Raw genomic sequence first — 14,632 nt, forward strand, 5'->3', positions numbered from 1 at the left:
AGAGGTGATAAAGAAAATATTCACTTTCCTAACCCTTTTTGCATACACGCTGCCCCACATCAAAGATGTTTATCGTTTAAATACGGAAAATAGTCATCTTTGATATGACGTAGTCTTCAGGAGCCACCTTGAGTCAAAACGCAATCTTGCTGAGAGTAAAAGGCAAAGTCCAAGGTGTTGGTTTTCGTCCATTCGTCTGGCAACTGGCTCAACGGCTTAAGCTGCAAGGCGAAGTGAGTAATGATGCCCAAGGCGTATTAATCGCCCTACGTTTACCCGCAGACATCGCACACTTCTGCCATCTTTTACGTCAGGAATGCCCACCGCTGGCACGCATTGACACTATCAGCAAACAAGAATGGCTCGGCGGTGAGCTGCCTCATGAGTTCTGCATTATTGAAAGCGGTCAGGGTCAAATGGATACCCAAATTGTGCCCGATGCCGCAACCTGCCCAGAATGTCTGCGCGAGATGAGCGATCCGGCCAACCGCCGCTTTGGCTATCCGTTTATTAACTGCACCCACTGCGGGCCACGGTTTACCATTATTCAGCGTATGCCATACGATCGCCCTTTCACCGCGATGGCGATTTTTCCGCTGTGTCCGACCTGCGATCAGGAATACCGAAACCCCGCTAACCGGCGTTTTCATGCCCAGCCGACGGCCTGTGCCGCCTGCGGCCCCCATCTGTGGAGCTGTAATAGCGCCGGTGGGCAGCCTTTTATGGGTGCCCATGCGTGGAAGGAAGTGATCGACGTACTGCTTAACGGCGGCATTGCGGCCATTAAAGGCATCGGCGGATTCCATCTGGCCTGCGATGCGTCCAACCCACACGCAGTACAACTTCTGCGCCAGCGTAAGCGCCGACCAGCCAAGCCTTTAGCCGTCATGTTACCCAATGAAAGCTGGGTGCGCGCCTATTGCCGAGATAACGTTACAGACGACTTACTCAAGCTTCTGAGCAGCCCTGCTGCCCCCATTGTGTTGCTGCAAAAATCTACCTTGGTATTAGATGACATTGCGCCGCAATTGGATGAAGTTGGCGTCATGCTGCCGTCGAACCCCGTGCATCATTTATTGATGCAAAAAATGGGTCGCCCCTTGGTGATGACATCGGGCAACGCCAATGGCTTGCCTCCCGCATTAAGTAACTCGCAGGCTTTACACGATTTGGCCGATATCGCAGATATTTGGCTGCTGCATAACCGAGATATCATCCAACGCGTTGATGACTCCGTTATTCGTTGGCAACCTCACGGCAGCGAAATGCTACGCCGCTCACGAGGCTACGTACCGGACGCGATTGATTTACCTGAGAGTTTCCAGCCGTTGCCTGCCGTGGCAGCTGTCGGCGGAGATCTGAAAAATACGTTTTGCCTGTTAAAAGGCAATCGGGCCGTGCTCAGCCAGCATCTTGGTGACTTAAGCGACGAACGCGTGCAGCAGCAGTTCGGCCAAACATGGAAATTGCTGCACCAAATCTATCAGTTCAGTTCTGAAGCGATCGCCTGTGACATGCATCCGGCCTATGCCAGCACCCAGTTTGCTCAGCAACAGGCTCAAGAACTGAACGTTGAATGTTTACCCATTCAACATCATCACGCTCATCTTACAGCCTGCATGGTTGAGCATGGTATTCCTTTAGATACGCCGCCGCTGATTGGGCTGGCGCTCGATGGTATTGGCTTTGGCGCAGATAACACCCTGTGGGGCGGTGAGTGTTTGCGGGTGGATTATCGCCAAATGCAACGCTTGGGTGGATTACCCGCCGTTGCATTGGCAGGCGGGGATTTGGCTGCTCGTCAGCCGTGGCGAAACCTGCTAGCGCAGTTGCTACGTTTTGTTCCCAACTGGCAAAGCTACCCTGAAGCCAAGTTTATTCTTTCTCACCCTTGGCAAGTTTTGCAACGGGCGATTGAACGCGGGCTCAATAGCCCACTGGCGTCATCCACAGGAAGATTATTTGACGCGGCGGCGGCGGCATTAGGCATTTGCCCTGAAGCGATCAGCTTTGAAGGCGAAGCCGCCTGTCGATTAGAAGCCTTAGCACAGCAGGCTCAGGAACGTCACCCGCCGGTAACATTGCCGCTGGATGCGCACAACAATCTCGATATGGCCGTTTTCTGGCAACAATGGCTCTGTTGGCAGGCCGCACCGGAAGATCGCGCCTATGCATTTCATTATGCATTGGCTAACGGGCTCTCAGATTTAGTGCGGGTTCATGCAAACGCAGAAAACTGCCGCACGATCGTGATGGCTGGCGGAGTCTTACATAACCGCTTGTTACGCAAACTTTTACAGCAAAATTTGGCTGAATTCACGCTGTTACTTCCGCAAGCATTACCGGCTGGAGATGGTGCTCTGGCATTAGGGCAGGCGGTCATTGCCGCCGCTCAGCGATGGGATGCGAGGGCGATCGCAAAGGCGTAAATGTTGCGCCATCACTATGCTATCAATCAGCTATCTAATGACGGTAATCAAGGTGCCACGGTGTGTATTCACCGAGGATATGCCCGCCATAAAAAATAAGATAACAACTATGCATGAACTAACCCTATGCCAGAGCGCATTTGACATCATCGAACAGCAGGCTCAAGCCAACAACGTGAAGCGCGTAACCGGTGTATGGCTGGAGATTGGCGCACTCTCATGTATCGAAGAGAGCGCCGTACATTTTTGCTTTGAAATCGTCTGCCGTGGCAGCGTGGCCGAGGGATGTGAGTTACACATCACGACCCAACCAGCTCAAGCCTGGTGCTGGGATTGTAGTCAGGCCATTACCGTATCAGCGCATGACGCAGGATGCCCACATTGCCAGAGCCATAATCTGCGCGTGGACAGCGGCGACAGCATGCAAATCAAACAAATCGAAATCGAATAGTTTTCGGGAGAGAATTTATGTGTACTACTTGCGGTTGCGCGGCTGGCGAACAGCGCATTGAAGGCGACGATCATCACGGTCACGACCATCATCATGAGCACGAACACCATCACGATCACCTCCATGGACATGAACACAGTCATGAACACGGTCATGATCACAGCCATGAACATGGTCACCACCATCATGAGCATGAACAAAGCCATGAACACGGTCATCATCATGGACATCAGCATCAGCATCAGCACTCGCAGGATGAACATCCTCAGACCGTAGTCGTGCACCACCATTATCATCACACCGGCGACGTACATCACCATCATTATAACTACGTACTTGCCTCTGATGCTGAACTGCATCTTCACGACCACAAGCATAAACACAAGAATAAGAACAAAAATAAGCACACAGAAAAGCGCCTAGAAAAGCATCTCGATAAACACGACGAAAAATTTACGCCAGAACAGCAAGATAACGATCTGCACTACGGCAAAGGCGAGGCGGGTAGCCATGCGCCCGGCATGACCCAACGCCGTATGCTGCAAATTGAGCAGGACGTTCTCGGCAAAAATAACCATCTGGCCGAGCACAACCGCGAGCATTTTACTCAGCAGCATATTGCCGCACTGAATTTAGTCTCAAGCCCTGGTTCAGGCAAAACAACGCTGCTGACGGAAACCCTCAAGCGTATTGCCGATCAATACAGCTGCGCCGTGATTGAAGGCGATCAGCAAACCACCAATGACGCAGAGCGTATCCGCGCAACCGGCGTTCCTGCTATTCAGGTAAACACCGGCAAAGGCTGTCACTTAGACGCACAAATGGTGCACGATGCGATGCATCGCCTGAATCTGCCAGACCGCAGCCTGCTGTTTATTGAAAACGTCGGTAATCTGGTGTGTCCAGCCAGCTTCGATCTTGGCGAACGTCATAAAGTTGCCGTGCTTTCCGTTACCGAAGGCGAAGACAAACCGCTGAAATATCCGCATATGTTCGCCGCCTCTTCGCTGATGATTATTAATAAAATCGATCTGCTGCCGTATCTGCATTTTGACGTTGAAGCCTGTATTGCCAATGCGAAACGCGTTAATCCACAGATCACCGTTATCCAACTTTCTGCCACCAGCGGTGAAGGAATGGATGCTTGGCTTGCATGGTTGGAGACAAACGTATGTGCTTAGGAATTCCAGGTCAGGTCGTTGCCGTAGGCGATGATATTCATCAAATGGCCATGGTTGACGTGTGTGGCGTGAAGCGCGAAGTCAATATCGCGCTGGTATGCGAAGGCTCACCTCAAGAGATGCTTGGGCAGTGGGTGCTTGTTCACGTTGGTTTTGCCATGAGCATTCTCGATGAAGCCGAAGCCAAAGATACGCTGGATGCGTTAATGGCGATGCAAGAAGTTGAAGAGGACGTGGGCTATTTCCTGCGTAACGGCGAACCCGCTCCTCAGGTCAGTGAAAAGTAAGGTGGTATGAGATATGCAGTTTGTTGATGAGTTCCGCGATCCTGAACTGGCTAAAAAGCTGGTTCAGCGGATTACAGAGCGGGTTCGAACCTTACCTTCACACTGCAAACTTCCCCTTCAACTGATGGAAGTTTGTGGCGGACATACTCACGCTATTTTCAAATTTGGCTTAGATCAGCTGCTGCCACCGAAGATCGAGTTTGTTCACGGTCCCGGATGCCCCGTTTGCGTTCTGCCAATGGGCCGCATCGACGAGTGTGTCGAAATTGCCAGCCAGCCGGACGTGATTTTTTGTACCTTTGGCGATGCAATGCGCGTCCCTGGGCGCCACGGTTCTCTGCTGGATGCCAAACGCAAAGGCGCTGATGTTCGCATCGTTTATTCGCCGCTGGATTCCCTCGCGCTGGCGCAGCAGAATCCAGACAAAGAAGTGGTGTTCTTCGGCCTTGGTTTTGAAACCACGATGCCAAGCACGGCGGTAACGCTGCAACAGGCGAAAGCGCTGGGGTTGAAAAACTTCTCGGTTTTCTGCCAGCACATTACGATCACGCCTACGCTGCGCAGCCTATTACAGCAGCCGGATGTACGCATCGACGGTTTTCTCGCGCCCGGCCATGTCAGCATGGTCATTGGCGCTCATCCCTATGAGTTTATCTGCGAAGATTTCCACAAGCCTTTGGTTATCACCGGCTTTGAGCCGCTCGATATTTTACAGGCGCTGGATATGCTGGTGGCGCAGATTGCCGAAGAACGCTGCAGCGTAGAGAATCAATATCGCCGCATCGTTCCCGATCACGGCAACGCTATCGCGCAGAAGGTATTGGATGAAGTATTCGTCACCAAAGAAAGCAGCGAATGGCGCGGCTTAGGCGAAATCGCCCATTCCGGCGTAGGCTTAAGCCCTGCGTATGCTCAGTTTGATGCTGAATTACGCTTCCATCCGCAAGAGCAGAAAGTTGCCGATGATCCAAGAGCGCGCTGCGGCGATGTACTTACCGGTCGCTGCAAACCGGCTGAATGTCCTCTGTTTGGCGTTGGCTGTAATCCGCAAAACGCATTTGGTGCGCTGATGGTTTCTTCTGAAGGAGCCTGTGCGGCGTTCTATCAATATCGTCGTGGGCTTGAATAAGAGAAGGTACGAAGAATGAGTGAATGGTCTAAAGATGATGTGATAACAATGGCGCATGGCAGCGGTGGCCGCGCGATGCAGCAACTGCTTGATACGCTGTTTTTGCCCCTGTTTAGCAATCCCGCTTTAGATGAACGTGAAGATCAGGCGCGTTTGCCGCTGAGTGTTTTCAACCAGCACGGCGATCGCTTGGCCTTCACCACCGATAGCTACGTAATCGACCCGATATTTTTCCCCGGTGGTGATATTGGCAAGCTGGCCGTATGCGGTACCGCCAACGATCTGGCGGTAAGTGGCGCTCAGCCTAAATATCTCTCCTGTGGCTTTATTCTTGAAGAAGGGTTACCGCTGGTTGATCTGGAGAAGATCGTACGTAGCATGGCGGCGACCGCGCGTGCGGCAAATATCCAGATAGTGACTGGCGATACCAAAGTTGTTCAGCGCGGTGCTGCGGATAAGATCTTTATCAACACCGCCGGTATTGGCGCGATCCCGAACGATATTCACTGGGGAACGTCTGAGATCCAGCCTGGTGACAAACTGATCGTCAGCGGGACGCTCGGCGATCACGGTGCCACGATCCTAAATCTGCGTGAGCAGTTAGGGCTTGAAGCTGAACTCACCAGCGATTGCGCGGTACTGGCTCCGCTGATTGCGCCACTGCGTAATATCCCTGGCGTGCGAGCACTGCGTGATGCAACCCGCGGTGGCGTAACCGCCATCATGCATGAGTTCGCCAATGCGAGCGGCTGCGGTATTGACGTCATCGAGCAATTACTGCCGGTAAAAAGCGCGGTGCGCGGTATTTGTGAACTCTTAGGGTTAGAGCCGCTGAATTTTGCTAACGAAGGAAAACTGGTGATAGCCGTTGCGCCAGAAGCTGAACAAGCGGTGCTTGATAGCTTACATCTGCATCCATTGGGTGTGGACGCTGCAACGATTGGCGTGGTGACTGAAGGGAAACAAGTGCGCCTAACCGGAATGTATGGCACCTCTCGTCTGCTAGATTTACCGCATAGTGAGCCGCTGCCAAGAATTTGTTGAGATTCGTGATTGTCCCCCTCCCAGCCTCCCCCTTCTCAGGGGGAGGAGCCGATCGAGCTCTGAATTAATATCGAAAGCTAAACTGCTCCCTCCCCTGCAAAAGGGAGGGTTGGGGTGCGGTTAACCTTCCTACCAGCCAATCGAGCGCTGAATTAATATCAAAAGCTAAACTGCTCCCTCCCCTGCAAAGGGGAGGGTTGGGGTGGGGTGGGGTAACTCTCTCCTCAGTAAAAGGAGAGAGGTATTAATCAATGAGCGCCTAACTTTCCTACCAGTAATTCTCGTACCGGTTGGTTAGTATTCATCGCCTGATACAAGGTTTCATACAGATCGTGGATTTTATCCAGATAGTGTTCCAACACGGCATCCATCGAACGGTTGTTAACCTTGCCATCAATCTGACCATTCTCATCGATGGTTGAATGGCTAATTTCCACAAAATGATCTTCGCCCTGCTCATCGTTCATGCGCAGGCCATACTGGATTTTTTTGCTGTAAAACTCATCTGCCAGCTTCACTTCAACCATAAAGTGATCAAACACCGTGAAGTTAACGCTGTCACCATCACCGCAGCTGAACTCATGAAAAATCTTCAGCTTGGAAGACGTCGCGGCTTTGATCAGGCTGCTTTTATACAGAGCCCATTGCGCCATTAATTTTTCATTTTTGTCATGGATATAAAGCGACTTTTCGGTTAATTCGCTGACCTTCATACTTCTTTGCCTCGCTCCACATTGTGGGTTGGAGTGTGTTACCTAGGGCATCGCCCCACTGATTGTTTGACGCTCAATCAGGCCGACATTCGGCAGCGTTGAGCGTTTCAATCACTACAAAAGCATAATCCGTGCCAATAAATAAAATAATTAAATAACCAATGTTATTCAGATAATTACGGGAATTAATCATTCAAAGTGACAAGATAAACAGGCGGGATGGTTCTGGCGAGTGATGACGTTTCGACACTTGTGTCGACACTATGACACGGGCGAAAAAACTGAGTTTTCGCCCGTATGAGGTGAAGTTTTTAGTCCTTAGCAGAAATGCCCAAGCGCTGCATGCGCGAAATCAGCGTGGTACGTTTTAGCCCAAGCCGTGCGGCTGCACCGCGAGGACCAGCCACAATCCCGTTAGATTCGCGCAGTGCCGACAGAATACGTTCGCGCTCGCTGGATTCACCGCCCTGTGCAGGCTCATGTGATGCTTTTTCCGCAGGGTATGTCACTGGCCATGAAGAAGGCGTCGCTTGTGCGGGTTTATGCACTAACGGCGGTGACAGGTGATATTGCAGCTCATTGAGCTGTAAATTTAATACCGGCCCACGCGTTAAGATAACGGCGCGCTCAATGATATTCTCAAGTTCGCGAATATTACCCGGCCACGGTAAATCACACAGCATGCGGATAGTTTCTGTTGGAATACTATCGATGGTGCGATTCATACGTTTAGCAATTTTGCGCGTAAAGAATTTCACCAGCAGTGGAATATCTTCTGGGCGTTCGCGCAGAGGGGGGATCACGATAGGAAAAACATTAAGACGATAATAAAGATCGCTGCGATATTCACGATCCAGCACCATCTGTTTCAGATCGCGATTGGTCGCGGCAATCAGGCGCACATCTACCGGAATAATTTTATTCCCGCCGAGTCGCTCAATTTCTCGCTCTTGTAATACGCGCAGCAATTTCGGCTGAAGTTCTAGCGGAATATCGCCCACCTCATCCAAAAATAGCGAGCTCTTATTTGCCAGCTCAAAACGCCCCATTCGCTGTGAGGTTGCGCCGGTATAAGCGCCCTTCTCATGACCGAATAAATCACTTTCCATCAGGCCACTGGGGATCGCCGCGCAGTTCATCTTAACCATGCGCTTTTGATTGCGCGTGCTGAGGTTATGAATTGCCTGAGCGATCAATTCCTTACCTGTGCCCGTTTCGCCAAGGATCAACACGCTACAGTCGCTCGAGGCCACCATTTCAACCTGTTCCAACACGCTTTTAATCGCCGCGCTCTGCCCAACGATTTCACCAAAGTCGCTGTCTTGGCGAATTTGTTCGGTTAAATATCGATTCTCGTGCACCAGACTATCTTTTAGGCGCGATATTTCACCGTAAGCCAGCGCGTTATCTACCGCGATGGCGATACGTGCCGCGATTTGGCGCAGCAGTTTAAGATTATTGTCACTGAATATCGCTGGCTGGCACTGCGCCAGCTTCAAAACACCCAGCACTTTATTACCAAAGATAAGCGGTAGCTGGCAGATTGTTTGATGACCAAACGCAAGCATCTGCGCTAGCTGGCGATCCTGCGGAGCGAGGCGCGTGGAGTCCTGCAAATCCATCAACAGCATCTCTTCGCTTTGTACTACCTGCTGGGCAAGTGAACCTTCCAACGGCAGATATTTTTGCTCACGCAGCACCGGCTTTCCGCTTTGATAGCAGGCAACATAAGCTTTAAAGCGATCTTCCTGCTCATCAAAAACAGACAGGCCAATATAGTCGATTCCAAAGAAACGATGGATCTCTTTAGAAACCTCCGCAGCCAGCCCATCAAGCTCAAGCTTAGAAGTCACGGCGTTCGTGACATCGACCAAAATACGGTAGTGATCGCGTTCACGGCGCAGGCTCTCTTCCTCAAGCTGAACATGTTCACGCTCAAGAATATTTTCTAATACGCTAGCAACCACCTCAGCCAACGGCTGGGCCAGAGCCAGCTCGCTTTCGCTGAACTGCTGATCGCCGTGTTTAATAAATTCAATGCCGCCTAATCTTTGGCGCGGCGTAGTCAGTGGCAGTTGATAATAGACGTTTAAATCACGGTACTGCGCCAGTTCAGACACCTGTGGAAATTGCTGAACAAATACATCTCGTCGGCAGCAAATAGGCTGCTGATCGGCCCAGACTTTTCCCCCAGGCCCCTCCGCTAACAACACGTCATTGGAGCAACGCATTTGTTTGCTTTCAGGTTCATAGCCGTAGTGAGTAATACGATTATGCAAAGGGTCAAGGCGCAAAATATTCACGCGATCGAAACGAATAACGGAAAATGACAAGCCGTGAAGAGCCCGCATCAGCTCAAAGAGAGTACGCTGTCCAAGCAGCGTTTGTGTAGCCTGATGCAGCATATCCTGCCAGACCGGATTCATTCTGGTTGAAGACTGTATTTTGACGGTATTCATAGCTGAAGATGATGCGCGTGAAATGATTAGAACCGCTATTCTACGGGAAGCGAAGGTCGGATAGATATGATCTAAACGGTTAAATATGGTAATTAATGCTAATGATATCAGAGTAAATAATAACTATTATTCTTTAAACATGTGCGTCAACAAATTGCTAACGCACATGAAACGTCACATTTCTATATCCGTCATAATTCAAGTTGCTTGAAGAATGACGAATATAATTTACAAAATTTCTAACGCTAATAACTCTTCAATCGTCTGACGGCGGCGAATTAAACGTGGCTGATTATTTTCAAATAACACCTCAGGCAATAGAGGACGGCTATTATAGTTTGAAGACATCGATGCACCGTAAGCGCCGGTGTCATGGAAAACTAAGTAGTCTCCAACCTGTGCAGCAGGAAGCGCGCGCGTTTCCACTTCCCCACCCGCCTTTTGCGTAAATACGTCGCCGGACTCACAAAGAGGGCCACCAATAACAGATTCAATCAGCGGTTGTTCGCTCACATCTCGTCCGTCTGCTGGCATAAGAGAAATATGGTGATAGCTGCCATACATAGCTGGGCGCATCAGGTCATTAAAACCGGCATCAACCAGAACAAAATGACGGCTGCCCATATTTTTAACCGAACGCACTTGCGCCACTAAAACGCCAGATTCAGCCACTAAATAGCGCCCTGGCTCAATCTCAAGATGTATTGGATGACCCAGATGGCGTGCGATACGTTCACGAGCGTCGTTCCACAGCGCATAGTAGTTCGACACATTGATAGATTCATCGCCCTGCTGATAGGGGATAGATAAACCGCCACCCGCCGAAATAGCCTGAATGTCGTGACCGAGTTCAATCACTTGGCGCGCCATAGTGTCACAAACCTGTGCCAGATGCTGGTAATCCACGCCCGAACCGATATGCATGTGCAAACCAATCAGCTGCAAATCATAACGTTTGATCAGCGCGAGCGCCTGAGGCAACTCTTCAAACCAGATACCGTGTTTGCTGTTCTCGCCGCCCGTATTGGTTTTCTGGCTATGACCGTGACCAAACCCCGGATTCACACGCAGCCACACCGGATGGCCTGGCGAGCGTTCGCCCAGTTGGGTCAGCATATCGGCTGAACCTGCATTCACAGGAATATTCAGTTCAACAACACGTGCCAGAGTGGCTTCATCTAATACATCCGCGGTAAAGACGATTTGGCTTGGGTTTCCACCCGGCTGAAAACCGGCCATCAGCGCACGTTCAATTTCACCTAATGAAACCGCATCAACCTTGACACCTTGTTCATGCATCAAGCGTAAAATATGAATATTCGAACAGGCCTTCTGCGCAAAGCGGATCACATCAAATTCACGTAGTTTTTCAATCTGTTGCTTAATGATATCGCCGTCATAAGCCCATACGGGGCAGCCAAAGCGTTGCGGTAACGCCATCAGATTGTCGATATTCAGCGCGGTAGTGTGATCATTTAGGGAACGTGGCATGAGATCCTCTTTGCGGTCAGTCTATTTTTTGTGTTGTTTGATGTTGTTCTCCGATTATTGCCACTGCACAAGGCTTAAATAAAATATCTATTTAGGGTCAGTCTATTCATTTATGATATGGGCTGTTCATCTTTGGAGCCCGCTGACCATGCCGCTAACTACGCCGCTGTCTATGCCTGCCATTTCCCTGCGCCAAATCGAAATTTTTCACGCCGTGATGACCACGGGGAATTTGACCGAGGCCGCAGCGCTGCTCAATACATCACAGCCCACGGTGAGTCGCGAACTGGCTCGCTTTGAGAAACTGCTGCAAATGCCGTTGTTTGATCGGGTGCGTGGTCGCCTAAGACCCACCGCACAAGGGCTTCAACTGTTTGAAGAAGTACAACGCTCCTACTACGGCATCGAGCGTATTGTCGATGCCGCCAAACATATTCGTCAGTTCCAACAGGCGCAGCTTTCCGTCGCCTGCCTGCCAGCATTCTCACAGTCGCTGTTACCTAATGTTTGCCGCACGTTTTTGAGTAAACACCAAGACGTAAGTTTGAACGTGATCCCACAGGAATCGCCGCTATTGGAAGAGTGGTTGTCTGCCCAACGCTATGACCTTGGCCTGACCGAAAATACCTACACGCCGCCCGGTACCGAACGCCAGACTCTAGCCACGTTCAACGAAGTTTGCGTTCTCCCCAGCGGACATCCTTTACTCAGCAAAGCTCGTCTGGCACCAAAGGACTTTGAGAACCAGCGCTACATCAGCCTTTCACCTAATGATAGCTACCGTCAGACGCTTGATGCGCTGTTTCACCGCGAACAGGTAAACCGCCAAATGGTGGTAGAAACGCACAGCGCAGCATCCATTTGTGCGATGGTTCGCCAAGGCGTGGGTATCTCTATTGTGAATCCGTTGACCGCGCTCGATTTCGTTGGGCAAGGGATTGAAATCCGCCCCTTTAGCATTGATGTTCCCTTCACCGTGAGCTTAATTCTGCCCAAGCATCGCCCGTCATCCGTACTGGTAAGTGCGTTTATTCATCATCTTGAAGGCTACATTGCCGAGGTGTGCCAACGCCTCGCTAAACCATCGCGCTGACGCTAAGAATAATCGGTTTTCTCTAGCCACTTGCCCTCTTTGTCTATACTGAAAGCAGCGAGTACGCCAATTTCACTAGATAATAAGGAGCCCAAATGGCAGGTAAACCACCCTATCCAAGACATGCAGACATTGTAGAAGTGAGAAAAGGTACGCAGGGCGCAACGGAAATTTGGTATGAGCTACGGGCAGACCATCCGCGCCCCAATACGCTGATTAGCGAGCACCCAACACACCAAGAAGCATTAGACGCTAAGCGTCGCTATGAAGATGAAAAGAAAGAATAATATGTTGGTGTTTACATAAAAAAACTCAGCAAAATGCTGAGTTTTTTTATGTCATTGCCGGTAATAAAACCGTTATTTGGTTAACGCGATAATACCCAACGTTAAACCCGCAACCGCTGCAGCCCCACCGGCAATGGCGCCAGCCGTTTCCCAGTTATCCTGAGTCGTGCCCTTCATGCACGTATCGGTATGCACCAAACGACCTTGAGAATCATAGACCGGTACGCAAGGCGAGTTGGTCGCACATCCGGCAAGCAGCGCCGCAACCAACGCTACGCCAATTAATTTTTTCATGATATGCCTCGATGAGCGAATGCTCTAAATCTCTATGTTGACGGATAAGACAGTATCACCAGCAAAGATATAAAGTGATGATGAATAATTGCAAAGTATTTGGATTGTAAAGAGTGTGTGGGAAAGCACTTAAATAAGGAGAAACTATGTTGTTGAACCGTTGTTTGACACCTTTTTAAAGGGCTTATTTAGCACCGAGCTAGAAATCCGCACAGTTATGTTTTCATCTATAGGGTGAACTTAAGTGCCACCCTATAGGATTATCCATACGCTCTTTAGCTTGATTTAGCGCAGCACTCACGGCTGGCGGCCAAAGCCAAGAGTTTAAGGCTGGCAGAATAGTAGTCTTCGCTAGGCTCTAATGATTCCGAGACCTGCCACATATCTCCGGTGGCTAAATATCTCACAGCACGCATTCCTGGCGACAATGGATATTCCGCCACCGCGTGAGTAGCTATATCAACCCATGCAGGCGTATTTTCAGCCGGCAGCGCTCCCCAGTAGTCGGTAAATATAGTGTTTTGCGGCAGCTTCTTGCTGTACCAGTTGAGGTATAGCGGAATACGCACCGCATCGTAGCTGAAGCGGGCGGGCCATCCTTCCGCCGGAGATAATTTTCCGTCCTTTTGCATTGCTACCCAATCCGTTGGTAATCGATGTTCGCCAAAACGCATATCGGCTAACAGCACTAATCCATCGTCGATTAATGTTTTCCATTGCTGGCTGTGTGAGTAGTGATAGAAATCGTTCCACGCAGGGAAGATAAAATACGATGGATTAAGGTTGATATAGTTTGGGTGTTTAAAACCCTCAACGCCCGGCAGCATAACGTGTTTATCAGACCACGTAACGATAGCGGAACGTAATAATGAACGCTGGATGTTTTCAGACGCCAGTAAATAATCGTGATTATTCCAATGCTGACCCGCGCGTAATAACGCCCAGCCAATCAGAACGTCACCATCGGTCGCATCATTACGATCGCTGACCTGATGCTTTTGCGGATCATAACGCCAAGAAAATAAGCTGTTATCCTGGCGCTGCAAATGAGATTTAGTCCAATTCCATAGCTGGTCAAAGGTTTCTTTATCATCATAAACATCCGCTAAAATCATTCCATATCCCTGACCTTCAGAATGACTAATTTGATTATTGCCATTATCAACAACGCGCCCTTCCGGCAAAATAAAATGCTGTTTATATTCACTCCAGCCCAAGCTTTCAGCCTGCGTTTGCCAGGTCATTAAACACAGTAAAAATAGACTGACTCCCGTCCAGTTAATTCTCTTCATTATTCTTTATCCTTATATTGGCACCTGAAATTTAAAGCGTTTTCACCGCCATACGTTAGAAAGGTGACAAATTCGCTCATGGCACCCTGAGTTTGCATCCACGTCGTCCAGCATCCTTCAAGCACAGCAGAAAAACCGGCCATCCACAGTTCGGGATCGTCAGCTTCAGTGGCATAGGGCCATGCTTGATGGCGTAAATTAATCCCCTGTTCATCGGCATCAATATTCACAATGCCCCAGCCGAAGTGACTCAATACCGCATTGGCACCGTCTTCAAGCTCACCCAGCGTCTGCACATCGCCAAGCGGAAATCGGCGCGCAAGATTCGCGCCAATCATATGCAGAAAAGCCCGGCCATCTTCGCTTTCCGCGGTTTGTAATATGCCGGAGAAAAACAATGCGCTCAGATCCTGCCACCCCGCCACGTACTGCTGTTGGCGATGATATTTTCTCAACGCCGGATTTATGGTCAGATTAGTCAT

General features: G+C 50.0%; 14 protein-coding genes. 8 read left to right on the plus strand and 6 right to left on the minus strand.

The window, feature by feature from the left end:
• Positions 1-128 precede the first annotated feature (128 nt).
• The 6 genes from hypF to hypE all read left to right on the plus strand — a co-directional run bounded on the left by hypF (position 129) and on the right by hypE (position 6,521).
• Positions 129-2,429: a carbamoyltransferase HypF gene (gene hypF, locus RSC70_RS07680; protein WP_332542150.1), complete on the plus strand. Its 2,301-nt coding sequence runs from the start codon at positions 129-131 to the stop codon at positions 2,427-2,429.
• Between the two features lie 109 nt (positions 2,430-2,538).
• Positions 2,539-2,880 carry a hydrogenase maturation nickel metallochaperone HypA gene (gene hypA / locus RSC70_RS07685; RefSeq protein ID WP_040046731.1) on the plus strand — a complete coding sequence of 114 codons (342 nt, stop codon included), beginning with the start codon at positions 2,539-2,541 and terminating at the stop codon, positions 2,878-2,880.
• A 17-nt stretch (positions 2,881-2,897) separates the two neighbouring features.
• Positions 2,898-4,061 (plus strand): hydrogenase nickel incorporation protein HypB, encoded by a 1,164-nt coding sequence (gene hypB, locus RSC70_RS07690; protein ID WP_332542151.1) that lies wholly within the window; start codon positions 2,898-2,900, stop codon positions 4,059-4,061.
• Positions 4,052-4,348, plus strand: coding sequence for a hydrogenase maturation factor HybG (hybG, locus tag RSC70_RS07695; protein WP_025801589.1), 297 nt, complete (start codon positions 4,052-4,054; stop codon positions 4,346-4,348). The genes hypB and hybG overlap by 10 nt, the downstream gene beginning before the upstream one ends.
• A 13-nt stretch (positions 4,349-4,361) precedes the next feature.
• Positions 4,362-5,477, plus strand: a complete 1,116-nt coding sequence (gene hypD, locus RSC70_RS07700; protein WP_332542152.1) for a hydrogenase formation protein HypD — start codon at positions 4,362-4,364, stop codon at positions 5,475-5,477.
• Between the two features lie 15 nt (positions 5,478-5,492).
• Positions 5,493-6,521 (plus strand): hydrogenase expression/formation protein HypE, encoded by a 1,029-nt coding sequence (gene hypE, locus RSC70_RS07705; protein ID WP_025801591.1) that lies wholly within the window; start codon positions 5,493-5,495, stop codon positions 6,519-6,521.
• 248 nt (positions 6,522-6,769) lie between these two features.
• Here hypE and hycA read toward each other — a convergent pair whose 3' ends face one another.
• The 3 genes from hycA to lysA all read right to left on the minus strand — a co-directional run bounded on the left by hycA (position 6,770) and on the right by lysA (position 11,184).
• A complete protein-coding gene (gene hycA / locus RSC70_RS07710; protein WP_040046728.1) occupies positions 6,770-7,234 on the minus strand; it encodes a formate hydrogenlyase regulator HycA in 465 nt (154 codons plus the stop codon).
• A 311-nt stretch (positions 7,235-7,545) separates the two neighbouring features.
• Positions 7,546-9,693, minus strand: coding sequence for a formate hydrogenlyase transcriptional activator FlhA (gene flhA, locus RSC70_RS07715; RefSeq protein WP_282814459.1), 2,148 nt, complete (start codon positions 9,691-9,693; stop codon positions 7,546-7,548).
• A gap of 228 nt (positions 9,694-9,921) precedes the next feature.
• On the minus strand, positions 9,922-11,184 hold the full coding sequence (gene lysA, locus RSC70_RS07720; RefSeq protein ID WP_040046726.1) for a diaminopimelate decarboxylase: 1,263 nt from the start codon (positions 11,182-11,184) through the stop codon (positions 9,922-9,924).
• A gap of 172 nt (positions 11,185-11,356) precedes the next feature.
• Between lysA and RSC70_RS07725 the strand changes: the two genes are divergently transcribed.
• Complete coding sequence (locus RSC70_RS07725) at positions 11,357-12,277, plus strand: LysR family transcriptional regulator (RefSeq protein WP_332542215.1); 921 nt, start codon at positions 11,357-11,359, stop codon at positions 12,275-12,277.
• Between the two features lie 95 nt (positions 12,278-12,372).
• On the plus strand, positions 12,373-12,564 hold the full coding sequence (locus tag RSC70_RS07730) for a YaiA family protein (RefSeq protein ID WP_025801596.1): 192 nt from the start codon (positions 12,373-12,375) through the stop codon (positions 12,562-12,564).
• 72 nt (positions 12,565-12,636) lie between these two features.
• On the opposite strand, the gene RSC70_RS07735 is transcribed toward RSC70_RS07730, so the two are convergent.
• The 3 genes from RSC70_RS07735 to bcsD all read right to left on the minus strand — a co-directional run bounded on the left by RSC70_RS07735 (position 12,637) and on the right by bcsD (position 14,632).
• Positions 12,637-12,858, minus strand: coding sequence for a membrane protein (locus tag RSC70_RS07735; protein ID WP_025801597.1), 222 nt, complete (start codon positions 12,856-12,858; stop codon positions 12,637-12,639).
• A gap of 275 nt (positions 12,859-13,133) precedes the next feature.
• Positions 13,134-14,150, minus strand: coding sequence for a glycosyl hydrolase family 8 (locus RSC70_RS07740; RefSeq protein WP_332542153.1), 1,017 nt, complete (start codon positions 14,148-14,150; stop codon positions 13,134-13,136).
• Complete coding sequence (bcsD, locus tag RSC70_RS07745) at positions 14,150-14,632, minus strand: cellulose biosynthesis protein BcsD (protein WP_332542154.1); 483 nt, start codon at positions 14,630-14,632, stop codon at positions 14,150-14,152. The genes RSC70_RS07740 and bcsD overlap by 1 nt, the downstream gene beginning before the upstream one ends.

Source organism: Hafnia sp., assembly GCF_036648275.1.
GTDB lineage: Bacteria > Pseudomonadota > Gammaproteobacteria > Enterobacterales > Enterobacteriaceae > Hafnia > Hafnia alvei.

Excerpts from the sequence above, each read along its gene's own strand:
- hypA (WP_040046731.1), top strand. The coding sequence starts at position 2,539 with ATGCATGAACTAACCCTATGCCAGAGCGCATTTGACATCATCGAACAG.
- hypB (WP_332542151.1), top strand. The coding sequence starts at position 2,898 with ATGTGTACTACTTGCGGTTGCGCGGCTGGCGAACAGCGCATTGAAGGC.
- hybG (WP_025801589.1), top strand. The coding sequence starts at position 4,052 with ATGTGCTTAGGAATTCCAGGTCAGGTCGTTGCCGTAGGCGATGATATT.
- hypD (WP_332542152.1), top strand. The coding sequence starts at position 4,362 with ATGCAGTTTGTTGATGAGTTCCGCGATCCTGAACTGGCTAAAAAGCTG.
- hypE (WP_025801591.1), top strand. The coding sequence starts at position 5,493 with ATGAGTGAATGGTCTAAAGATGATGTGATAACAATGGCGCATGGCAGC.
- hycA (WP_040046728.1), bottom strand. The coding sequence starts at position 7,234 with ATGAAGGTCAGCGAATTAACCGAAAAGTCGCTTTATATCCATGACAAA.
- flhA (WP_282814459.1), bottom strand. The coding sequence starts at position 9,693 with ATGAATACCGTCAAAATACAGTCTTCAACCAGAATGAATCCGGTCTGG.
- lysA (WP_040046726.1), bottom strand. The coding sequence starts at position 11,184 with ATGCCACGTTCCCTAAATGATCACACTACCGCGCTGAATATCGACAAT.
- RSC70_RS07725 (WP_332542215.1), top strand. The coding sequence starts at position 11,357 with ATGCCTGCCATTTCCCTGCGCCAAATCGAAATTTTTCACGCCGTGATG.
- RSC70_RS07730 (WP_025801596.1), top strand. The coding sequence starts at position 12,373 with ATGGCAGGTAAACCACCCTATCCAAGACATGCAGACATTGTAGAAGTG.
- RSC70_RS07735 (WP_025801597.1), bottom strand. The coding sequence starts at position 12,858 with ATGAAAAAATTAATTGGCGTAGCGTTGGTTGCGGCGCTGCTTGCCGGA.
- RSC70_RS07740 (WP_332542153.1), bottom strand. The coding sequence starts at position 14,150 with ATGAAGAGAATTAACTGGACGGGAGTCAGTCTATTTTTACTGTGTTTA.
- bcsD (WP_332542154.1), bottom strand. The coding sequence starts at position 14,632 with ATGACTAATCTGACCATAAATCCGGCGTTGAGAAAATATCATCGCCAA.